Here is a 20,759-nt window from a genome sequence, read left to right as displayed (position 1 = left end):
CACGTGATGCCGGAAGCTTTGCCGAAACTGATGCGCGCGATTGCCTTGACCGGGATCGGCGAGATCGACCGATTGCAACAGGTGGAAACCCGCGTGCCGCGCCCGGCGGCAGGCGAGGTGCTGGTGAAGGTTGGCGCCTGTGGCCTGAACAATTCCGATGTGATGCTGCGGATCGGCGGCTATGGCCGCGAGGACGATCCGGCCGCGCGCACCGGATGGAAACGCGAGGCGCCGCAATTTCCCCGCATTCAGGGCTCGGATATTGCCGGAACGGTGGCTGCCGTGGGCGAGGGCGTCAGTGACCATCGGATCGGCGAGCGCGTCCTGGTCAATCCGACGCTCTATCTGAAGGGTGGGGACGATCCCACGGAAGTTGATTATCTCGGCTCGGAACGCGACGGCGGCTATGCGGAATATTGTGCGGTGCCGGCGGAGAATGCGGTGGCCTTGAAAAGCGATCTGGCTTTCGAAGATCTCGCCACCTTTCCCATCGCTTATCTCACGGCTTACCACATGCTCAACCGCGCCCGGCTCGGCAGCGGCGAACGCGTCGTCATCACCGGTGCGTCGGGCGGCGTCGGCTCGGCCATGCTGCAACTGGCGAAACTGCGCGGCGCGGAACCGATCGCCGTCGTCAGCCGCAGCAAGGCGGATAAGGCCTTGGCGCTTGGCGCGGTCACCGCGGTCGACCGCGATGCGCCGGATCTCGAAGCCGCGCTCCGGGCCGTCGCGACAGGCCCCATCGATGTCGTCGCCGATGTCGCCGGCGGTCCGGCTTTCTCGGCCCTGCTATCGACGCTACGACCCGCGGGCCGCTTCGTCACTTGCGGCGCCATCGCCGGTTCCGTCGTGCCGCTCGATCTGCGCACGGTCTATCTCAAGCACCTTGAGATCATCGGCTCGTCTTATGGCACCGCGACTGAGTTCCGTGATCTTGTTGGCCTGATCGAAACCGGCCGGCTGCGGCCTCTGCGCGCCGAAACCTTCCCGCTGGATCAATTGCCCGAGGCACAGCGCGCCTTCCTCGCCAAAAAGCATTTCGGCAATATCGTCGTTGCGCCCTGACTCCGGAAGATTTGCTTTCGCCGGCCGGGGCCGCTAGGCAGGGTTGTCATTTTCTGTCAGCGGAACCGGTTCAGCCATGATCTCTTCAAGCCTGTTCGATCTCTCCGGCAAGGTCGCGCTCGCACGGGTGCCGGCCGTGGGCTTGGTTTTGCTATCGCTGAGGTGCGGGACCCATCGCTCGCCCGGGGGATGCGCTATATACGGCGAAGTGGGATTAGATGCTTTGACCCGGGCGCTAGCGGCGGAGCTCGGGCCCTCCGGCATCACGGTGAATGCGCTTGCGCCCGGCTATTTCGCCACCGAGGCGAATGCCGATATGGCCGACGATGCGGCAATCGCCGATTGGCTGGGGGGCGCACATTGCTCGGCCGCTGGGGTTCGCCCCATGAGATTGCTGGTGCGGCCGTCTTTCTTGCCTCCGATGCAGCGTCTTATGTGACCGGCCAGACCATCGCCGTCGATGGCGGCTATCTGGCGCATTTCTGAGATGGCCGGCTCGCTTTAGGTGAGCGCGGCAGCGATCAGGGGTGACGCGGCGACATTGGTAAGGCCGGCGAGGATCATGACCAGTCCGGCGATCGAGCCTTCTTCCTGGCCGAGTTCATAGGCTTTGGCGACACCGACCCCATGGGCACCCATGCCGAACAAGGCGCCGCGTGCGAAGGACGACCTGAGGGGCAGGTATTTCAGCAGGCCATCGCCGATTACGGCGCCTAGCAGGCCCGTCACGGCGGTGCTGACGGCCGCGATCTGGGGAATGCCGCCGATGCCGCTGGCCACCGTCATGGCGAAGGGTGTGGTGATCGAATGCGCCACCAAGCTGCGTTCGAGATCGGGTGGGAGGCTGAAAGATTTGGCCAGCAGCCAGGAACTGACAATCGCGACAGTACTGCCAGCCAAGACGCCGACTGCAAGCACCGGCCAATGGCGCCGGATGAAATGCCGCTGCTCATAGATCGGCAGGGCAAAAGCGACGGTTGCCGGTCCCAGCAGGCTGAGCAGCCAGGATGTGCCACGCAGGTAATCGGCATAGCTGACCCGGAGGGCGAAAGCGAGGGCTAGGCAAGCGAGCCAGGCGACGAGGAGCGGTGAGGACCACCAACGCCGCTTGCGGGCATAGATTAGCCGCGCCAGGCCATAGAGGCCGAGCGTGGCTATGCCCCAGAAAGCCGGCGGCAGATTCGTGAGGGCGGCAAGGGTCATGCTTCCGCTCCCCGCGTTTTGAGCCGCAGGCGATAATAGAATTCCACGATGAGAGCGGTGGTCGTCATGATGATCGTGGTGCCGACAACGATGACGCCCAGGATCTTAAGGCCGACCAGACCGAACAATTCCCGGTGACCGAGCGGCGCCATCATCGCCGGGATAAAAAAGAGCAGCATATGATTGAGCAGGCTGGCGGATCCCTGTCGGAGCCAAGCCGGATTTACCCAGCCGCTGAGCAAAGCGAGCAGCAAGAGGACCATGCCGAGGGCGCTGCCCGGCATGGGCAAAGCGGTTATCCGCGCCAGCCAATCCGATCCCCACCAGATAGCGATCAGCAGGCCGATCTGGGGCCAGCCTTTGGGCGGCGCGATCGCATCAACCGCCAAGGCGATTTTGGTTTTGACGCGGGAGAGGTGGATCAGGGTGGAAGTCATTGTCGCTTACACGGATGGAAGCTTTCCGTGCGCTTTCATTTAAGTCTTTATGCTCTATAATTAAAATGAATTGTCTGAATTTATTTAATGCCAAGTTGGAATAGATGGATCTGCGAACCTTACGGGCATTTGTCGAGGTGGTACGTCAGGACGGGTTTTCTGCTGCGGCCACCGTCATCAATGCCACCCAGCCGACCGTCAGCAAGGCGGTGAAACAGCTGGAAGAGGAACTGGGCGGGCCGTTGCTCGACCGCCTCGGCCGCCGGGTGCAACTGACCGCTATGGGCGAGCTGGTCTATCGACGGGCCCAGGCCATGCTGGCGGAACGCGACAGCTTGCTATCCGAGCTGGCGGATCTGCGCGGCTTGCAGCGCGGCCGGTTACGCCTTGGCTTGCCGCGCCTTGGCAGCAGCATTCTCTTCGCACCTTTGGTGGCGAGATATCGCCAGCTCTATCCAGGGATCGAGATCGATCTGGCAGAGCAGGGAAGCAATCGCCTGAAGCAGGCCGTGTTGGCAGGCGAGCTCGAATTGGGTGCCGCTTTGGCGCCGATCGAAAGCGACTTTGCCACCCAACCGGTCCGGGCTGAGCCGATGGTCGTGGTGCTGCCATCGACCCACGAATTCGCAGGCCGCAAAAGCATCAAACTGACGGAACTGGCCGATAGCAGTTTGATTTTGTTCGAAGCCGGTTTCACCCTGAACGAGATGATTCGCGCTGCCTGCCAAAGACGGGGCTTCGTTGCCAGGGAAGCGGCGCATAGCGCGCAGCCGGATTTTATCTTGGCTTTGGTCGCGGCGGGGCTTGGCGTTGCATTGCTCCCACGGCTGGTTGCCGTGCAGCAAGTCGGGCCGCCATTGGTGTCGGTTCTGCTGGATGAAAACGATCTGCGCTGGGAACTCAGCCTGATCTGGCGTGCGGGTAGCATCCTGTCACCGGCGGCGAAAGCCTGGATCGATCTGGTTGCCGAAACCACATAATCGAACGACACTGAAAGTAACGGCAGCCTGACATAACGCGGACAGCGAAAAGTGGTAGGAATACGAACCAGCACTAACGTTTCGCGCGGACACCGTCAGATGCGCGGACTTGCCTGATTATGGGATGGAAATGCGTTTGACCGATATAATCGAATCTAAGCTTGCGCAGTCGCATGCGAAACTCTTGCTGGCCTGCATACTGGCCCTTTGCCTTATCGGCCCGGGTAGGACCATGGCACAGGATGGCGGAGCTACTTTTACCTTCACCGGCACGGCGAAGGATTGCCTGTTGAAAGACGGCGCTGCCAAGGATGTTTGCATTTCCATGATTCATTCGGTCCGCGCCGCGATGAAAGGCGGCCGGTCCTACGGCGATTTCCGCGCCTGTTCGCCGAATGACATCGGCGATATGGAGGATACCCAGGCCGTCATTGAATGGATTCGCCGACATCCCGAGCGTCAGGACAAGGACGTTAACGCGGTCGCGCGGGAAGCGCTTTCCGACCTTTATCCCTGCTCATGAGACCTACAGAAAACCCGGCGAAAGCCGGGTTTCGAGTTTCGAGGAGGAGAAATTCAGCGGCTTTGTTTCTGTTCGAGATCAATGATCTGGGCGTGTTCGGCCACGCTCATGAAGCGGCCGATTTCAGATTGCATGATTTCGGCCCGGCAGAGCAGGTCATTGGCGACATCGCGGACATGATCCGGCGCACCGGGTCGCCCTTCGGCGGCAAGAGAGAGCGCGGCCGTTACTGTCTGCAATCCGGTTTCGCGCGCCACATCGAAGACCATCTCGGCCAGGCGGTCGATCTCGGCCTGCAAGCTGTGGATGCTCTGCTGTTCTGCATCACTGAGATGAATGGCTTCGGACATCCGGATCCCCATACCCGACAGGAAAGGTTTGATCACTATGCAGCTGAAGGACCGATACGATCCCAATGCCGCCAAGACTATCTTCCGAAGGCGCTGTTAAAATTTAGTAAAACGGGTTCCCTGCGGTGAATTCACAGTCGGGTGAGGAAGCATCACAGTACGGTGAGGGGTTTGCGGCTTCGGGAATTGTGCTAAAAGGCTTCCGAATCCGTCGTTTATCACCGGCATTGCGACACCGGGCCGCCTCCCGGCTTGCCTGTCGCTTCGCAAGATGTGGTAGAATGCCCGGGAAACCCAACTCAATAACTGGAATCTAGAGTCGGACCATGGCTGGTCATTCACAATTCAAGAACATCATGTACCGCAAGGGCGCGCAGGACGCCAAGCGGGCGAAAGTTTTCACAAAGATCATCCGCGAATTGACCGTGGCGGCGAAATCCGGCCAGGCCGATCCCGACGCCAACCCACGTTTGCGCTCGGCCATCATCGCCGCGCGCGAGGCGAATATGCCCAAGGACACGATGGAGCGCGCGATCAAGCGCGGCGCCGGCGGTGAAGACAACACCAACTACGATGAGGTCCGTTACGAAGGCTATGGCCCGGGCGGCATCGCCGTCATCGTCGAAGCCCTGACCGACAACCGCAATCGCACAGCCTCGGAAATCCGCACCGCTTTCGCAAAAGCAGGTGGCAATCTCGGCGAAACCAATTCGGTTTCCTTCATGTTCGAGCGCAAGGGCGTCATCGTCTACCCGACCAAGACCGCGAAGGGCGCGGCGATCAGTGCCGATGCCGTCTTCGAGGCGGCCTTGGAAGCCGGCGCGGATAATGTCGAGAGCGACGACGATACCCATACGGTGACCTGCGCGACGGATGACTTTTCCGCCGTTCGCGACGCCCTGGAAGCCAAGTTTGGCGAAGCCAAGGAAGCCAAGCTGCAATGGCTGCCGCTGAACGCCACCCAGGTTGATGCCGATACCGCGCAGTCGCTGATGAAGCTGATCGACGTCCTGGAAGACAATGATGACGTGCAAAACGTCTATGCCAATTTCGAAGTCTCCGACGAGACCTTGGCGTCGCTGACGGCGTGAGACAGGGCGAGCCTGTCTTGACGGCAATGCCGGGACAGGACAGTGACAATAGCGCAATGGGCGGTCGATGCGTCTGCTAGGGCTTGATCCAGGATTGCAGCATACCGGCTGGGGTATCGTCGATGCTCATGGCAATCCGCCCGGCTCGCGGCTGAGCTTCGTGGCGGCCGGCACCATCCATACCGACCCCAAGCAATCCCTGGCCGATCGGCTGGTAGAGATTCATGACGGGTTGAAGCAGGTGATCGACCTCTATCAGCCGACCGAGGCTGCGGTCGAGGAAACCTTCGTCAACAAGAACCCGACGTCCACCCTGAAACTCGGTTTGGCGCGCGGCGTCGTCCTGATGACGCCGGCTTCCTACAAGCTGCCGGTCGCGGAATATCCTGCCAATCTCATCAAGAAATCGGTGGTCGGCGCCGGTCATGCCGGCAAGGAACAGGTACAGATGATGGTGCGGGTGCTGTTGCCGGCCAGTTCGGCGGAAAGTCCCGATGCCGCCGATGCTTTGGCCGTCGCGATCTGCCATGCTCATCATCTAAGTTCGCTGCGACGCTGGGGCGCCAAGGATTTCCGCGAGGTGGCGCGGTGATCGGCAAGCTTACAGGCAAGATCGACAGCATCCAGGGCGATGCCGTGATCGTCGATGTCGGTGGTGTCGGCTATGTCGTGCATGCCGCCAACCGCACGCTGCAGCGGCTCGGCGCCAGCGGGACGGCGGTCTCCCTGCTGATCGAAACCCAGGTGCGTGAAGATGCGATCAACCTTTTCGGCTTTGTCGATCAGGCTGAGCGCGACTGGTTCCGCCTCCTGCTGACAGTGCAAGGGGTCGGTGCCAAGGTTGGTCTTGCCATTCTCGGCGTGCTTGGCCCGGATGATTTGACGACCGCCATCGCTGCCCAGGACAAGACAGCGATCACCAGGGCGCCGGGCGTCGGTCCGAAGCTGGCGGCGCGCATCGTCGCCGAATTGAAGGATAAGGTTGGTAGCCTCAGCCTCGGCACGGCGGCGCTGAAGGCAGCAGCGGCGGGCGGCGAGGGGAAGGCGGCCGGTGGCAAGTCCAACGCGCTGATCGAAGATGCGGTTTCAGCGCTGGTCAATCTCGGCTATCGCCGGGCGGAAGCTTTCACCGCTGTCGCCAAGGCCCAGCATGCCACTGATGGCACCGCCAGCCTGGACCACCTGATCCGCGCCGGATTGAAGGAGTTGAGCCAGTGAGCCGGCCAGCGAGCCAATATGGGAACCTGACCTGTGGCTGAAGACCAGCGTCTGACCGATGGCATACGCAGCGAAGAGGATGCCGGTGAGCAATCCCTGCGGCCTTTAGCGCTGACCGAGTTTATCGGCCAGGAGAAGCTGCGCGAAAACCTCGCGATCTTCGTCGCGGCGGCGCGCGAGCGGGGCGAGGCTTTGGATCATGTGCTGTTCCATGGCCCGCCGGGTCTCGGCAAGACCACCCTGGCGCAGATCGTCTCGCGGGAACTCGGCGTCGGCTTTCGCGCGACATCGGGACCGGTGATCGCCCGTGCCGGCGATCTCGCCGCGCTGCTCACCAATCTGCAGCCCAATGACGTGCTGTTCATCGACGAGATTCACCGCCTGTCGCCGGCGGTGGAGGAAATCCTCTATCCGGCAATGGAGGATTATCACCTCGACCTGATCATTGGCGAAGGGCCGGCAGCGCGCTCGGTGCGGATCGATCTGCCGAAATTCACCCTGGTCGGCGCGACGACGCGGCTTGGTCTGTTATCGACGCCGCTCCGTGACCGTTTCGGCATTCCGCTGCGTCTCAATTTCTATACGCCTGCCGAATTGGAAACCATCGTCCGGCGCGGTGCCCGGGTCATCGGGCTCGATCTTGCCGCCAGCGGCGCCGCCGAGATCGCGCGACGGTCGCGCGGCACGCCGCGTGTTGCCGGGCGGCTGTTGCGGCGGGTGCGGGACTTTGCCCTGGTCGCCAAAGCGGGCCAGGTGGATGCTATGGCGGCGGATCAGGCGCTGGCCCGGCTCGATGTCGATAAGCTCGGCCTCGATGCGATGGATCGGCGCTTCCTGCACTGCATCGCCGCGAATTACGGCGGCGGACCGGTCGGGGTGGAAACCCTGGCGGCAGCTTTGGCCGAACAGCGCGATACGATTGAAGAGGCGATCGAGCCCTACCTAATCCAACAGGGCCTGTTGCAGCGGACGCCGCGCGGCAGAATGCTGACAGCCAACGGCTTTAAATATCTCGGCCTCACGCCACCCCGGGCGGCGGCACAATTCGACCTGCTAGCCGCCGGATCCAGCGAGGATGCCGAGGAATTGTCCGATGAGAATTGACGATTTCTTATCGAAACTGCGGCACCTTGGCACAGCCCTTTCGCACCGGCGCGCAGCATCCCGCTGCCACATTCTTGCCATGCTCCAGGTAGATGAATAGGGCCGATTTCGAGTTCAGCCATGCATGAGTCGAGCAGGACAGGCCCTATCTGGACAAGCCAATCGGCCGCGGTTATCCACCGCCATCAGATCCGCGTCTATATCGAAGATACCGACTCGGGCGGGATCGTATATTACGCCAACTATCTGCGGTTCGCCGAAAGGGCCCGGACCGAGATGTTGCGGTCGGCCGGTATCTCCCATGCCAGAATGATGGCGGAGGACGGTTTGGTCCTGGCGGTGCGACGCTGCGAGGTCGATTACTTGCGTCCGGCGAAGCTGGACGATGAACTGCTGATCGAGACCAAAGTCACCGGGCTCGGCGGCGCGACCATCGATTTGGCCCAGCGTGTGTGCCGGATCGATGACGGTGACGAGGTCGAACTGGTGCGTCTGGCGGTCAAGATCGCCTGCATCGGTGCGGCCGGCCGGGCGACTCGGCTGCCTGAGGATCTGCGGAAACTTCTGCGGCAGGCACTGCCGCCGGGCTGGGAAGTTAGGATTGGGTAGGAATCTATCAGGCGTGGCCGGTTGGATGACCGGGTACGCATGAAGCGAATGCAACGGCGCGGAATGTCGACAACGACGGAAGAGTGAGAAAGCGAATGGATCCGACAACACCACCAGCAGTACCCGTGGCACCCGTCACCGGCGGTGCGCTGGAACCGCTCGCCGGACAGGCGATCAGCACCGGCCCCGGCATGGCCCAGGCGGCTCACGATCTCAGCATCATGGGCCTCTTCCTGCAGGCCGACTGGATCGTCAAGGCGGTCATGATCCTGTTGCTGTTGGCTTCGGTCTGGAGCTGGGCGATCATCGTCGACAAGACGATTCGTTTGCGCCGGCTGCGCTCCCAAGCAAAGCAGTTCGAAGATGCATTCTGGTCGGGTGGCTCGCTGGAAGAGCTGTTCGACCGCATCGGCAATCGGCCGCCCGATCCGATGTCTTCCATTTTCGTTTCGGCCATGCGTGAATGGCGCCGTTCCGCCGCCAAAGGCTTGCTGAGCTCGGAATCTCTCCGGGAAAACCTGCAGGATCGCATCGAGCGGGTCATGGGGATCACTCTGGGCCGAGAGATGGATCAGCTTGAACGCTATATGACGTTCCTTGCATCGGTCGGTTCGGCGGCTCCCTTCGTCGGTCTGTTCGGCACGGTCTGGGGCATCATGAACAGCTTCGCCGCCATCGCTGGTTCCAAGAACACCAGCCTTGCCGTGGTGGCGCCCGGTATCGCCGAAGCTCTGTTCGCCACGGCGTTGGGTCTGGTCGCCGCTATTCCGGCGGTGCTCGCCTTCAACAAGCTGAACAGCGATATCTCGCGCTACGGCAACAGGCTGGAGGCCTTCTCCGGTGAATTCGGCGCCATCTTGTCGCGTCAACTCGAAGAGAAGCACTGACCATGGCGGTGAAGCTCGGCACCGGTCCCAAACGGGCGCGCGGCGGTCGCCGTCGCGCGGCGCCGATGGCGGATATCAACGTGACGCCGATGGTCGACGTCATGCTGGTGCTGCTGGTCATCTTCATGGTGACGGCGCCGCTGCTCACGGTCGGCATTCCGGTTGATCTGCCCAAGACTAAAGCCGAGGCGATGCAGGATCCGGACGAGCCCCTGGTCATCACCATCAACAAGCAGGGCAAGATCTATCTGCAGGAAACCGAATTGCAGTTGGATACGGTAGGTCCGCGCCTTGCCGCCATCACCAACAACAATCCCGAAGCCAAGATCTTCATTCGCGGTGACAAGGGCATCGATTACGGCACGGTGATGCAGGTGATGGGCGAACTGACCTCGGCCGGTTTCCGCGCCGTATCCCTAATCGTCGAGACGCCCGGCGGCGATAACAACCAGTCCGGCAATAAGGCCGATGCCGGCAACGGCCAGAAAAAATCGACCAATTGAGGGCAAATAGTTGAACAAGCCGTCGCCCAGTCAGCGCCCCTTCGGCTTCGGGCTGCTCTTCTCCATCGTCCTGCACGTCGCCGTGCTGGGATTGGTGGTGCTCGGCCTGCCGGTTTTCTGGGAACCTGAGCCGCTGCCGGAAGCGATCGGCGTGCAACTGGCGCAATTGTCGGACATCACCGCGGCGCCCAAGGCGAACAAGGTCAATAACCAGAAGATCGTCAAGAAGCCGGACGCGCCCAAGGCCGATCAGCCGAAGAAGGAAGAGCCCAAGAAGGAAGCGCCGCCGCCGCCCAATCCGCAGACGGCTGCACCGCCACCGCCAAAGCAAGAAGAAAGCAAGCCGACACCGACGCCGCCTGCGCCGCCCAAGGAAGAGGAAGCGGAAAAGATTCCCGATCCGGAGAAGAAGCCGGAAGAGAAGAAGCCCGAGGAAAAGAAACCGGAAGAAAAAAAGCCGGAAAAGAAAGTCGAGAAGAAGAAGCCGGATGAGCCGAAGAAGAAGCCGGACAAGAATGCAGACAAGGAACTCGATGCCTTGTTGCAGAACGTGCTGAAGGATACGCCGGCGCCTGAGACCCAGGAGAAGACCAAGAAGAAATCGGCACCCGCGGCCTCTGAGCAGTCCGAAGGGCCACAAGCTTCCCAGGTTTCGGAGATTCCGCTGACGGCTTCCGAGGAAGACGGCATCCGAGCTCAGGTGGAGAAGAACTGGAATCTAGGCAGTCTTGCCGGCTCGCCGAACATGGAAAACATCCTGGTGGAGATCCGGGTGACCCTGCAGCCGGACGGCACGATCACGAATGCTCAGGTGATCAACAGCCAATCCGATCCGTTTTTCAGACAGGCATCGGAAAGCTGTCTGCGGGCTGTGCGGATGAGCAGTCCGCTCAAGCTGCCGCCGGGCAAGACCTATGACACGATGGTGCTGCGCTTCCGCCCGTCCGAAGTCAGCTTTTAACCTTATTCTGCCTTTTGCCCGCCGCCCTATTCCGGCCGGAATAGGGCGGATTTGAGCCATATTTAGGTCACAATAAAACGGCAATGATTAAATCCGATCCGATGCAACCGCGCCGCGTGACGCGGTTCGGTTGCGGTGGCCGGGAACAATTCGTCGCGCGTGGCGTTTTGGTCGTGCCGCCCCGCAAAAGGGCGGCTTGCGAATCCGTGTCAGCCGCTCTAGTGAGAATCGGGATTCTGAACGCGTGGCGCGACTCTGGGGATCAATATGAGAGAGAAGAGAATGAAGCGGCTTCGGCACTTTCTGATGATCATGGTGGCTGTGGCGATACCGGCCGCGATAACGGCGGTGGAAAGCCCCAAGGCCAAAGCCGAACCGGTGATCGATATCACCAAGGGCAATGTCGAACCCATGCCCATCGCCATTCCGGATTTCTATGGCAGTCAGACCGGCGCCGATATCGCGCGGGTGGTCTCAGCCGATCTTGAACGCTCCGGCCTCTTCAAGCCGATCTCGCCGCAAGCCTTCATTCAAGATAATGCCTCCCTGCAGCAGGGACCGCGCTTCCAGGATTGGCGAGTGCTGAATGCCCAGGCGCTGGTCAGCGGTGCCGCGCAGTCGACCGCCAATGGCCAGGTCCAGGTGCAGTTCCGTCTCTGGGACGTCTTTGGCGAATCCCAGATGACGGGCTTCCAATACAATGCCTCGCAGAACAACTGGCGCCGCGTCGCTCATCAGATCGCTGACGAGATCTATAAGCGCATCACCGGTGAAGAAGGCTATTTCGACAGTCGCGTCGTTTATGTTTCGGAAAGCGGTCCGAAAAACGCGCGGGTAAAGCGCTTGGCCATTATGGACCAGGACGGGGAGAACCATCGCTACCTGACCGATGGGGCGGCGCTGGTGCTGACACCGCGTTTCTCGCCGGTCAGCCAGGACATCACCTATATGTCCTTTTACAATAATAAGCCCCGCGTTTACTTGTTTAACATCAATACTGGGCAGCAGGAGATCCTGGGCGATTTCCCCGGCATGACCTTCGCCCCGCGCTTCTCCCCGGACGGCTCCAAGGTCATCATGAGCATGGCCCAAAACGGCAACACCGATATCTATGAGATGGATACCCGGACCCGCCGGTCGCGGCGCCTGACCGACAATCCGGCAATCGATACGTCGCCGTCCTATTCGCCGGATGGCGGCCGCATCGTCTTCAACTCCGACCGTGGCGGCGAGCAGCAGCTCTATGTGATGAACGCGGATGGCAGCGGCGTACAGCGCATCAGCAAGGGGCAGGGACGCTATGCGACGCCGGTCTGGTCACCGCGCGGCGACCTCATCGCCTTCACGCGCATGGCGCAGGGTCAGTTCTATATTGGCGTGATGCGTCCGGACGGCTCGGGGGAGCGTCAGTTGTCCTCCGGCTGGCTGGTCGAAGGTCCGACTTGGGCACCTAATGGTCGCGTTTTAGCCTATTTTGTGTCGGATCCAAGCGGTCGGACTCAGCTGCATTCGATCGACCTCACCGGCTACAATGAGCGTGTGATGAAAACGCCACTGGACGGCTCGGATCCTGCTTGGTCTCCCTTGCTAAGCAGTCAGTAATGAAGTAAGTTTTCCGCCGATTCCGGGGGCTTGACAGCCCAAGTTTAGGCTTCACGACAGCACGGAATGTAGGGATACAAGTTGGCTTTCGTCTTAGTTGTGTAACTAGGACGCAGCCAGCTTGTTGAGACAAGTGAGAGGATGAGAGGACAACATGCGTATTCAATTGATCTCGGCCGTTGCTGCGGCCCTTCTTCTGGCGGCTTGCTCGTCAGATGGCGAAAACACCGGTAATGCTGCCGGCACCAACACCTCGGGCACCGACGGCCAGGTTGCGGCTGCTTCGGTGGCTCCGGGTTCTGCTGAAGACTTCAAGCAGAATGTCGGCGACCGGGTTTTCTTTGCGCTCGATCGCTACGACGTTTCGGCTGAAGCCCAGCAGCAGCTCCAGAAGCAGGCTGCCTGGCTGCAGCAGTATCCGGCTGTGACCGTCACCGTCGAAGGTCATGCCGACGAACGCGGCACCCGCGAATACAACCTGGCGCTCGGTGAGCGTCGTGCCAATTCGGTCGCGAACTACCTGACCGCCCTTGGCGTCGACAAGAGCCGCCTCAGCGTCATCTCCTACGGCAAGGAACGGCCGGAATGCACCGAGTCCAATGAGGCTTGCTGGTCGCAGAACCGCCGCGCCGTGACCACGATCAACCGCTAATCAGCGGCTGATTTTTTACTTACGGGAATTCGTTCCCGGTTAAGTAAAACGGTGAAGCAAAAGAACGCCGGTGTGCAGATGGGGCACACCGGCGTTTCTTTTTGTCAAAAAGGCAGTTTCGCGCGCAGCATTGTGGGCGGATAGTCAGTATGCTGCCAGGTGTTACGGATCGGCCGGCTGCCGGACGGTTACTTGCTTCTGATCGAGTCTGTCTGGCATTTTTGCCGCTAACATCTTCTCCCTTTGCAACTGCAACGTGGTCGGCGGTGTTGAAGAAGCGGCGGCAAAGGCGCCTGCCTTAATTTCGCCCTGAACGGGCGGGACAGTTAATGGGTCAGAGACAGTGATGACGGACGGTATGAGCAATCGATTTGCAATGACAGCCGGGACTATTTTTCCAGCGGGGCGATTGGCCGCCCGGCGAAAGCCGGCGAAAAACTGGATGCTGTCCGCCGTGCTCGGCGCCTGCCTGTTTGGCGGTGTGCTATTGCCGCAATCGGTTCGAGCCGACGAGGTCGATGATCTGCGCGCTGAGGTCGCCCAGTTGCGGCAGCAATTGCAGGGCATGCAAGGCGGCGTTGCCGCCAACCAGGAAGTCCGGTTGCAGCAGATGCAGCAGCAGATGGCGACACTGGAGGGCCAGGTCGAGCAGACCCAGCTCAAATTGAACGATCTCAGCGATAAACTCGATCGGGCGCAGAAGGATAACGAATTCCGGTTGAACGCGCTGGAGGGCGGTCAGGGCGGGGCGGGTGCCATTCGGCCGGCTGCCAATAACCAGCCCGCCACCCCGGATATGAGCGGCCCGAATTCGGGTGCGACGAGGTCCAACCAAGCTGCCGGCGGGGGGAATGCCCCCAATCAGTCCGCAGGTGATCAGCCCTCGGCCCCGCCCAGTGAGCCCCGCGTTCTCGGCACGCTCAGCAAGAACACGACCTTGCCGCAGGCGCCAGCCGGGGCCGCCGAAGCGGCCGCTGCCGCAGCTGGCGGCACGGCGGCAGCCAATGCCGGGAGCGGCAATGCGGGTGCTAATACGGGCGGCAATATCGTCCTGCCAGGTGAAACGCCGCGCGAGCAATACGAATATGCCACGGGCCTCCTGCAAAAAGGTCAGTATGCCGAGGCGGAAGTTGCGCTGAAGACTTTCGTCCAGGAACATCCGAACGATGCGCTGACAGGTAATGCGCAATATTGGATCGGGGAAACCTATTACGCCCGCAAAGATTTCAAGAATGCATCGGTCGCCTTCGCCGAGGGCTACCAGAAATATCCGAACAGTCCGAAAGCGGCAGATAACCTGCTGAAGCTCGGCATGTCGCTGGGCCTGAGCGGCCAGAATCAGAATGCCTGCGTCGCTTTGAAGCAGCTCGACAAGAAATTCCCCGATGCCTCCGGCGCCATTAAGGATCGGGCCAGTCGGGCCAAGCAGCGTTTCGGCTGCTGACAGCGGGATGAACCCGGCCAAACAGGATCGGGGCGGTCTGGATCTGACAGAGCAGCACGGCGCGGCCGTGAAGCCGGTCGCACCGCTGCATCTTCAGGAATTCACCGATCTGATGCTGCCGCTCGGACCTTTCGAGACAGGTGTGCATCTGGCCGTTGCCGTCTCGGGTGGCAGCGACAGCATGGCTTTGTCCCTGCTGCTGGCGGAATGGGTGGCGGCGAGAGGCGGCCGGCTCAGTGTGCTCAGTGTCGATCATGGTTTGCGTCGGGCAGCGGCAGAGGAGTGCCGCCGGGTCGGTGAAATCCTGGCTGACTATGCAGCCGGGGAGCGACCCCAGGCGATCGACCACCATATTCTCACCTGGACCGGCCCGAAACCTAAGACCGGCATCATGGCCGCGGCGCGCGATGCTCGTTACGCCTTGCTGACCGATTGGTGCCGCCGCCACGACATCCTGCATCTCGCCATCGCCCATCAGGCCGAGGACCAGGCGGAAACCTATTTGATGCGGCAAGCCCATGGCAGCGGGCCATATGGCCTTGCCGCCATGCCGGCCATCAGGCCCCTGGATGGTGTCAGAATACTGCGACCTTTGCTGGGCATCAGCAAAGCCCGGTTGATCGAGACCCTACTGGAACGGAAGGTCGGTTGGATCGAGGATCCCAGCAACACCTCGCTGCGCTTTGAACGGGTTCGCTGGCGCCGCCGGGCAGACCCGGATACTGAGCTACCCGCATTGCTGGACGCGACTTGCGCAGCGGGCATGAGACGCGACCGGACAGAACGCGAGGCGGCCGCCTGGCTTGCACGGCACGGCCATGTCGATTCCGCCGGTTATGCGGTGCTGAAGCGCGTTGCCTTTAACACCGTGCCGGCGAGCCTCGTGAAATCCGTCCTGCGCGACCTTATCTATACGATCGGCACGGCGGATTTCGTTCTGTCCGCGGACAAGCTTGCGACGCTTATGGTGCAAATCGAAACGGCGGCGAAAGGTGGGCTTACATTGGCTGGCTGCCACGTGGAATGGTCGGGCGACAAAATTGCGATTTATCGCGAGGCCGCAGGATGCGAGGCACCACGCTTAGTTCAGCCGGGCCCCATTATCCTTTGGGATAAGCGCTATCGCGTAAATTTGATGGGACCTTTGCCTGCGAATGCCGGATCTTGGTCCTTAGGCGCTATTGGCGAATGGGGTTTGGCCAATCGGCCGGTTCCCCAGGATGTGTTAGATTTACCCTTACGGGCTCGACAGGCTCTGCCAGCCCTCCGGCGAGATGGCCAGATAGCTGTCTGGCCACGGCTGGGCGAGGCAAGAGCACAACATGGGTCGGCAGGACAAAACGTCGCGGTGAGGGAATTGTCCGCGTTCCCCCGGTCAGATGTGGCCTTTTTGCCGCGACGGGGGGCAACATCTTGCGGCTTTGCAGTTGTCAGACCGCAAAAGCGCATTATGTAATTGTCAGCGAAGCCGGATTTCTTGCAAAGCCCGGCATTAGCGCCTAAGCATTGACCGGCCAAGTTGTAGTTTGGCCGCAGAAAGGGACGAGGAACGGGACGTGAATATCGGCAAAAACCTGTTGATCTGGGTTGCCATTCTGGTGCTGCTGGCGGTTCTGTTCCAGATGTTCCAGTACAATTCCAGTCGCGATCAGCAAGCCATGGACTATTCGTCCTTCCTGACGGCTGTCAATGACGGTCAGGTCAAGGATGTCACCATTCGTGGTCAAGATATCACCGGCCATCTCGAAGGCGGCCGTGACTTCTCCACCTACGCGCCGCAGGATCCCAAACTGGTCGATACCCTGCGCAGCAAGGGCGTGGCGATCAAGGCAGCGCCGGCCGAAGAGGGCAACACCTTCCTGTATCTGCTGGCCCAATGGGGGCCGATCCTGTTCCTGGTCGGCGTCTGGATCTTCTTCATGCGGCAGATGCAGTCGAATGGCGGCAAGGCCATGGGCTTTGGCAAATCCCGCGCCCGTTTGCTGACAGAACGTCAGGGCCGCGTCACTTTCGATGACGTTGCCGGCATTGAAGAAGCCAAGACCGAACTAGAAGAAATCGTCGAATTCTTGCGCGATCCGCAGAAGTTCCAGCGCCTGGGTGGCAAGATCCCCAAAGGCTGCTTGCTGGTTGGCCCTCCGGGTACCGGTAAGACGCTGCTCGCCCGCGCCATCGCCGGCGAAGCCAACGTGCCGTTCTTCACGATTTCCGGCTCCGACTTCGTTGAAATGTTTGTTGGCGTCGGCGCCAGCCGTGTCCGCGACATGTTCGAACAGGGCAAGAAGAACGCGCCGTGCATCATCTTCATCGACGAAATCGATGCAGTCGGCCGTCACCGCGGCGCCGGTCTCGGCGGCGGCAATGACGAGCGCGAGCAGACATTGAACCAGTTGCTGGTCGAGATGGATGGTTTTGAGGCTAATGAGGGCGTCATCCTCATTGCCGCGACCAACCGCCCGGACGTGCTCGACCCCGCGCTGTTGCGGCCGGGTCGCTTCGATCGCCAGATCACCGTGCCGAATCCGGACATCAATGGCCGCGAGCACATTCTCAAGGTGCATATGCGCAAGGTGCCGCTGGCGCCGGACGTGGATGCCCGCACGATCGCCCGCGGTACGCCCGGCTTCTCTGGCGCCGATCTCGCCAACCTGGTGAATGAGGCTGCTCTACTGGCCGCCCGCCAAGGGAAGCGGGTGGTGACCATGCTCGATTTCGAGCAGGCCAAGGACAAGGTCATCATGGGCGCCGAGCGCCGCTCCATGATGATGTCGGATGACGAAAAGCTGGCGACCGCCTATCACGAGGCCGGTCATGCCATCGTCAATCTGGAAGTGCCGGAATTCGACCCGCTGCATAAGGTGACGATCATCCCGCGGGGCCGCGCACTTGGCGTCACCATGCCGCTGCCGGAAAAGGATCGGCATTCTTATTCCAAGACCTGGATGGAAAGCCGCATCGCCATGTGCTTCGGCGGCCGGATTGCCGAACAGCTCATCTATGGCCAACAGCATCTCAACACCGGTGCCGCCGATGACATCCGCCAAGCCACCAATATGGCACGGCGCATGGTCACTGAATTCGGCATGAGCGAGAAGCTGGGGCCGCTGCGTTATTCGGAGAATGAGGAAGAGGTGTTCCTCGGCCACTCCGTCACCCAACGCAAGAACATCTCGGAAGAGACCGCCCGGATGATCGACGAGGAAATCCGTCGCCTGGTGGAAGTTGGCGAGACGCGTTGCCGCGAAATTCTGGCACGCAACATCGATGCATTGCACCGGGTCGCCAAGGCTCTGGTGGAATATGAGACGCTGAGCGGCGATGAGGTGAGGACGCTGCTGAATGGCGATGATATCCGCCGCAACGACGGCAAGGATACCAGCTCCAGCCGGCCGCGCTCCTCGATCCCCAGCAGCGGTTCGACCGTCGGCAAGCCGAGCGGCGGGTTCGAACCGAAGCCCCAGCCGGGCGCGTGATCCGCGCTTGTACCGGCCTGGGATATGGCTGGAATAAATCCGTGACCATGCAAAGCCCCGCTTCGGCGGGGCTTTCGCTTTTCCGATTTGCGCATTATGAGGGACAAGGTCGGCATTGCCCGTGCTCATCCCGATGACTGAGATGGAACGGGCAACCGCCTTGTAAGCGGTAGGTTGCGGAGCGGTCTTTGGCCCCATTTCATCTTATTCCGACCGGGTTGGTGAGCGGCGAGGCTGCGGCACGTGCGGTCGCTGCCGGAGACGCTTGTCCATTGGCCGGCGAGCAGATCGCTTTCACCACGCTAACCCAGCTTTCCCGCGCCGAAGATGGCACCGGGCGCCGCCAGGCGATGTCGCTGCGGGCGGCCAAAGAAAAGGCTGCCTCGCAGTTGGCCGCGCTATCGGCGCCGCGGCGGCCTTGGGCCGGTTTCGATCTCGCTCGGCCGCTGATCATGGGCATCATCAATGTGACGCCGGACAGTTTCTCCGATGGCGGCGACAATGCCGATGCCGCGACCGCCATTCGCTTCGGCGAACAGTTGCTGGAAGCCGGTGCGGATATCCTCGATGTCGGCGGCGAATCGACACGGCCCGGTTCCGAGCCGGTCTCGCCGCAGGACGAGATCGCGCGTGTCGTTCCGGTCATTCGCACACTGGCGGAAAAAGGTGCGGTGATTTCCATCGATACCCGGCATGCCGCCGTGATGGAGGCGGCGGTTGCAGCGGGTGCACGGATCATCAATGACGTGACGGCTTTGACCGGCGATCCCGACAGCCAGATGGTGGCGGCCAAAGCCGGCGCCGATCTTGTGCTGATGCATATGCAGGGCGAGCCGCAGACCATGCAGCGCGATCCGCATTATGCTGACGTCACCTTGGACCTGCTGGACTACTTCGCCGCGCGCCTTAAGGCGTTGCGGCAGCTCGGTATCGATGCCAGCAAAGTGTCACTCGATCCTGGCATCGGCTTCGGCAAGAATGACCAGCACAATATGCGGCTGATGGCAGAATTGGCCGCTTTTCATGCTTTCGGCTGCGCCATCACCCTGGGTGTGTCGCGCAAGAGTTTCGTCGGTCGCTTCAGTCGTAAGGAACCGCCCAAGCAGCGTGTCGCCGGCTCGCTTGCGGCAGGATTGGCCGGCATTGCCCGCGGGGTTCAGATCCTGCGCGTACATGATGTGGCGGAAACCTATCAGGCGATTGTGATATGGCAGGCGGTCTCGGCTTGATGTTTAATATCTGGAAGCAGGGACCGGCAGTTCTCTCATTGCAGGACATACGATGACACGAAAACTGTTTGGAACCGACGGCGTTCGCGGCCTGGCAAATGCCGAGCCGATCACCGCCATGACTGCCCTCAAGCTGGCGCTTGCTGCCGGCGCTCATTTCACCCGCGGCGATCATCGTCACCGCGTCATCATCGGCAAGGATACGCGCCTCTCGGGTTACATGCTGGAAACGGCATTGACCTCGGGCTTCCTCTCCATGGGGATGGATGTGCTGCTGCTTGGGCCGATGCCGACACCGGCGGTTGCCAGCCTGACGCGTTCGATGCGCGCCGATCTCGGCGTGATGATCTCGGCCTCGCATAATCCTTTCGCCGATAACGGCATCAAGCTGTTCGGTCCCGATGGCTATAAGCTGTCCGATGAGATCGAAAGCGAGATCGAGCAGCGCATGGAAAGCGGCGATCTCTCCGCCAATCTCGCACCCTCGGCGCAGCTTGGCCGTGCGCGGCGGATCGATGACGCGCCGGGACGTTACATGGAGTTCGTCAAGGCGAGCTTCCCCAAGGGCCAGAGCCTGGATGGGTTGAAGGTCGTCATCGACTGCGCCCATGGCGCCGCCTATAAAGTCGCGCCCACCGTGCTGTGGGAATTGGGCGCCGAGGTGATCGAAATCGCCTGTGAGCCGAACGGCACGAATATCAACGACAATTGCGGTGCCGTGCATACCAAGCAGATGCAGCAGGCCGTGCTGGATCACGGCGCCGATCTCGGCATCGCGCTCGACGGCGATGCCGACCGGGTGATGATTGCGGATGAGAAGGGGCAATTGCTAGACGGCGATCAGCTCATGGCGCTGATTGCCTGCTCCTGGCATCGGGCCGGTCGTCTGAGCGGCGGCGGCATCTGCGCGACCGTGATGTCAAATCTCGGCCTCGAGCGTTTCCTTACCGGCCTCGGCATCGCCCTGACACGCACGCCGGTCGGCGATCGTTATGTGTTGGAAGAGATGCGCCGCCGCGGACACAATGTCGGCGGCGAGCAATCCGGCCATATCATCCTCAGCGATCATGCAACGACCGGCGACGGGTTGCTGGCCGCCTTGCAGGTTCTCTCCGTGCTGGTCGCGGCGGAGAAGCCCGCCAGCGAAGCCGGGCGACTGTTCACGCCGCTGCCGCAATTGCTGAAGAATGTGCGCTTCACCACCGGCCAGCAGCCTTTGGAGATGGCCAGCGTTCAGCAGGCTATTGCCGAGGGCGAGGCACGGTTGAATGGCTGCGGCCGCGTGCTGATCCGCAAGTCTGGTACCGAGCCCTTGATCCGCGTCATGGCCGAAGGCGAGGACGAGACGCTCGTTGCTGCCGTGGTCGGCGATATCGTGAAAGCTGTGGAGGCGGCGAAAGCCTGAGGCTTTGCGGCGCTTCCTTCGAA

Annotated in this window: 22 protein-coding genes and 1 pseudogene; 20 read left to right on the top strand and 3 right to left on the bottom strand. The window is 61.3% G+C overall.

Annotated features, from left to right (window positions below):
- The first annotated feature begins 6 nt into the window (after window positions 1–6).
- The 3 genes and pseudogenes from SMD27_RS11105 (at window position 7) to SMD27_RS24145 (ending at window position 1,551) form a co-directional block, all read left to right on the top strand.
- A complete protein-coding gene (locus SMD27_RS11105) occupies window positions 7–1,065 on the top strand; it encodes an alcohol dehydrogenase family protein (RefSeq protein ID WP_320508429.1) in 1,059 nt (352 codons plus the stop codon).
- 76 nt (window positions 1,066–1,141) lie between these two features.
- Window positions 1,142–1,354: pseudogene (locus tag SMD27_RS24150) on the top strand (gluconate 5-dehydrogenase); the annotation flags it as partial.
- A gap of 71 nt (window positions 1,355–1,425) precedes the next feature.
- Window positions 1,426–1,551 carry an SDR family oxidoreductase gene (locus SMD27_RS24145; protein WP_379990488.1) on the top strand — a complete coding sequence of 42 codons (126 nt, stop codon included), beginning with the start codon at window positions 1,426–1,428 and terminating at the stop codon, window positions 1,549–1,551.
- Between the two features lie 15 nt (window positions 1,552–1,566).
- Here the strand turns inward: SMD27_RS24145 and SMD27_RS11095 are convergent, their stop codons facing one another.
- Both SMD27_RS11095 and SMD27_RS11090 read right to left on the bottom strand, forming a co-directional pair.
- Window positions 1,567–2,268, bottom strand: a complete 702-nt coding sequence (locus tag SMD27_RS11095) for an LrgB family protein (RefSeq protein WP_320508428.1) — start codon at window positions 2,266–2,268, stop codon at window positions 1,567–1,569.
- A complete protein-coding gene (locus tag SMD27_RS11090; RefSeq protein ID WP_320508427.1) occupies window positions 2,265–2,705 on the bottom strand; it encodes a CidA/LrgA family protein in 441 nt (146 codons plus the stop codon). The genes SMD27_RS11095 and SMD27_RS11090 overlap by 4 nt, the downstream gene beginning before the upstream one ends.
- A gap of 104 nt (window positions 2,706–2,809) precedes the next feature.
- Between SMD27_RS11090 and SMD27_RS11085 the strand changes: the two genes are divergently transcribed.
- Both SMD27_RS11085 and SMD27_RS11080 read left to right on the top strand, forming a co-directional pair.
- A complete protein-coding gene (locus tag SMD27_RS11085; RefSeq protein WP_320508426.1) occupies window positions 2,810–3,685 on the top strand; it encodes a LysR family transcriptional regulator in 876 nt (291 codons plus the stop codon).
- Between the two features lie 232 nt (window positions 3,686–3,917).
- Entirely contained in the window at window positions 3,918–4,208 is a 291-nt protein-coding gene (locus tag SMD27_RS11080; RefSeq protein WP_320508425.1) for a Rap1a/Tai family immunity protein, read from the top strand.
- A 53-nt stretch (window positions 4,209–4,261) separates the two neighbouring features.
- Here the strand turns inward: SMD27_RS11080 and SMD27_RS11075 are convergent, their stop codons facing one another.
- Window positions 4,262–4,558 carry a hypothetical protein gene (locus SMD27_RS11075; RefSeq protein ID WP_320508424.1) on the bottom strand — a complete coding sequence of 99 codons (297 nt, stop codon included), beginning with the start codon at window positions 4,556–4,558 and terminating at the stop codon, window positions 4,262–4,264.
- Window positions 4,559–4,884: 326 nt separating this feature from the next.
- On the opposite strand from SMD27_RS11075, the gene SMD27_RS11070 reads away from it, so the two are divergent.
- The 15 genes from SMD27_RS11070 to glmM all read left to right on the top strand — a co-directional run bounded on the left by SMD27_RS11070 (window position 4,885) and on the right by glmM (window position 20,736).
- Window positions 4,885–5,649, top strand: coding sequence for a YebC/PmpR family DNA-binding transcriptional regulator (locus tag SMD27_RS11070; protein ID WP_320508423.1), 765 nt, complete (start codon window positions 4,885–4,887; stop codon window positions 5,647–5,649).
- 67 nt (window positions 5,650–5,716) lie between these two features.
- Complete coding sequence (gene ruvC, locus SMD27_RS11065) at window positions 5,717–6,241, top strand: crossover junction endodeoxyribonuclease RuvC (RefSeq protein WP_320508422.1); 525 nt, start codon at window positions 5,717–5,719, stop codon at window positions 6,239–6,241.
- Window positions 6,238–6,867, top strand: coding sequence for a Holliday junction branch migration protein RuvA (gene ruvA / locus SMD27_RS11060; RefSeq protein ID WP_320508421.1), 630 nt, complete (start codon window positions 6,238–6,240; stop codon window positions 6,865–6,867). Before ruvC ends, ruvA begins: the two co-directional genes overlap by 4 nt.
- A gap of 33 nt (window positions 6,868–6,900) precedes the next feature.
- On the top strand, window positions 6,901–7,971 hold the full coding sequence (ruvB, locus tag SMD27_RS11055) for a Holliday junction branch migration DNA helicase RuvB (RefSeq protein WP_320508420.1): 1,071 nt from the start codon (window positions 6,901–6,903) through the stop codon (window positions 7,969–7,971).
- A gap of 120 nt (window positions 7,972–8,091) precedes the next feature.
- Entirely contained in the window at window positions 8,092–8,580 is a 489-nt protein-coding gene (ybgC, locus tag SMD27_RS11050) for a tol-pal system-associated acyl-CoA thioesterase (RefSeq protein ID WP_320508419.1), read from the top strand.
- A gap of 191 nt (window positions 8,581–8,771) precedes the next feature.
- A complete protein-coding gene (tolQ, locus tag SMD27_RS11045; RefSeq protein ID WP_320508670.1) occupies window positions 8,772–9,467 on the top strand; it encodes a protein TolQ in 696 nt (231 codons plus the stop codon).
- A 2-nt stretch (window positions 9,468–9,469) separates the two neighbouring features.
- Complete coding sequence (gene tolR / locus SMD27_RS11040; RefSeq protein WP_320508418.1) at window positions 9,470–9,970, top strand: protein TolR; 501 nt, start codon at window positions 9,470–9,472, stop codon at window positions 9,968–9,970.
- 10 nt (window positions 9,971–9,980) lie between these two features.
- The gene (locus SMD27_RS11035; RefSeq protein WP_320508417.1) at window positions 9,981–10,931 is read left to right on the top strand and encodes a TonB C-terminal domain-containing protein; all 951 of its coding nucleotides are present in this window, start codon (window positions 9,981–9,983) and stop codon (window positions 10,929–10,931) included.
- Window positions 10,932–11,213: 282 nt separating this feature from the next.
- Window positions 11,214–12,533 (top strand): Tol-Pal system beta propeller repeat protein TolB, encoded by a 1,320-nt coding sequence (gene tolB / locus SMD27_RS11030; RefSeq protein ID WP_379990485.1) that lies wholly within the window; start codon window positions 11,214–11,216, stop codon window positions 12,531–12,533.
- A gap of 154 nt (window positions 12,534–12,687) precedes the next feature.
- A complete protein-coding gene (gene pal / locus SMD27_RS11025) occupies window positions 12,688–13,185 on the top strand; it encodes a peptidoglycan-associated lipoprotein Pal (protein ID WP_320508416.1) in 498 nt (165 codons plus the stop codon).
- A 442-nt stretch (window positions 13,186–13,627) separates the two neighbouring features.
- On the top strand, window positions 13,628–14,629 hold the full coding sequence (ybgF, locus tag SMD27_RS11020; RefSeq protein WP_320508415.1) for a tol-pal system protein YbgF: 1,002 nt from the start codon (window positions 13,628–13,630) through the stop codon (window positions 14,627–14,629).
- 7 nt (window positions 14,630–14,636) lie between these two features.
- The gene (tilS, locus tag SMD27_RS11015) at window positions 14,637–16,085 is read left to right on the top strand and encodes a tRNA lysidine(34) synthetase TilS (RefSeq protein ID WP_320508414.1); all 1,449 of its coding nucleotides are present in this window, start codon (window positions 14,637–14,639) and stop codon (window positions 16,083–16,085) included.
- A gap of 100 nt (window positions 16,086–16,185) precedes the next feature.
- Window positions 16,186–18,102: an ATP-dependent zinc metalloprotease FtsH gene (gene ftsH, locus SMD27_RS11010; protein ID WP_320508413.1), complete on the top strand. Its 1,917-nt coding sequence runs from the start codon at window positions 16,186–16,188 to the stop codon at window positions 18,100–18,102.
- A gap of 188 nt (window positions 18,103–18,290) precedes the next feature.
- Window positions 18,291–19,331, top strand: a complete 1,041-nt coding sequence (gene folP / locus SMD27_RS11005; RefSeq protein WP_320508412.1) for a dihydropteroate synthase — start codon at window positions 18,291–18,293, stop codon at window positions 19,329–19,331.
- A 52-nt stretch (window positions 19,332–19,383) separates the two neighbouring features.
- Window positions 19,384–20,736, top strand: a complete 1,353-nt coding sequence (glmM, locus tag SMD27_RS11000; RefSeq protein ID WP_320508411.1) for a phosphoglucosamine mutase — start codon at window positions 19,384–19,386, stop codon at window positions 20,734–20,736.
- The last annotated feature ends 23 nt before the right edge of the window (window positions 20,737–20,759 follow it).

Source organism: Dongia soli, from assembly GCF_034044715.1.
GTDB lineage: Bacteria > Pseudomonadota > Alphaproteobacteria > Dongiales > Dongiaceae > Dongia_B > Dongia_B soli.
The sequence above is the reverse complement of the archived record's forward strand: the minus strand, read 5'-3'. Positions and strand labels throughout refer to the sequence as shown.

Coding starts and splice junctions, on each gene's coding strand:
- tolR (WP_320508418.1), top strand. CDS start 9,470: ATGGCGGTGAAGCTCGGCACCGGTCCCAAACGGGCGCGCGGCGGTCGC.
- SMD27_RS11085 (WP_320508426.1), top strand. CDS start 2,810: ATGGATCTGCGAACCTTACGGGCATTTGTCGAGGTGGTACGTCAGGAC.
- SMD27_RS11090 (WP_320508427.1), bottom strand. CDS start 2,705: ATGACTTCCACCCTGATCCACCTCTCCCGCGTCAAAACCAAAATCGCC.
- ybgF (WP_320508415.1), top strand. CDS start 13,628: ATGCTGTCCGCCGTGCTCGGCGCCTGCCTGTTTGGCGGTGTGCTATTG.
- glmM (WP_320508411.1), top strand. CDS start 19,384: ATGACACGAAAACTGTTTGGAACCGACGGCGTTCGCGGCCTGGCAAAT.
- SMD27_RS11080 (WP_320508425.1), top strand. CDS start 3,918: ATGGCACAGGATGGCGGAGCTACTTTTACCTTCACCGGCACGGCGAAG.
- ruvC (WP_320508422.1), top strand. CDS start 5,717: ATGCGTCTGCTAGGGCTTGATCCAGGATTGCAGCATACCGGCTGGGGT.
- tolQ (WP_320508670.1), top strand. CDS start 8,772: ATGGCCCAGGCGGCTCACGATCTCAGCATCATGGGCCTCTTCCTGCAG.
- pal (WP_320508416.1), top strand. CDS start 12,688: ATGCGTATTCAATTGATCTCGGCCGTTGCTGCGGCCCTTCTTCTGGCG.
- ybgC (WP_320508419.1), top strand. CDS start 8,092: ATGCATGAGTCGAGCAGGACAGGCCCTATCTGGACAAGCCAATCGGCC.
- SMD27_RS11070 (WP_320508423.1), top strand. CDS start 4,885: ATGGCTGGTCATTCACAATTCAAGAACATCATGTACCGCAAGGGCGCG.
- SMD27_RS11095 (WP_320508428.1), bottom strand. CDS start 2,268: ATGACCCTTGCCGCCCTCACGAATCTGCCGCCGGCTTTCTGGGGCATA.
- tolB (WP_379990485.1), top strand. CDS start 11,214: ATGAAGCGGCTTCGGCACTTTCTGATGATCATGGTGGCTGTGGCGATA.
- SMD27_RS11105 (WP_320508429.1), top strand. CDS start 7: ATGCCGGAAGCTTTGCCGAAACTGATGCGCGCGATTGCCTTGACCGGG.
- SMD27_RS11075 (WP_320508424.1), bottom strand. CDS start 4,558: ATGTCCGAAGCCATTCATCTCAGTGATGCAGAACAGCAGAGCATCCAC.
- tilS (WP_320508414.1), top strand. CDS start 14,637: ATGAACCCGGCCAAACAGGATCGGGGCGGTCTGGATCTGACAGAGCAG.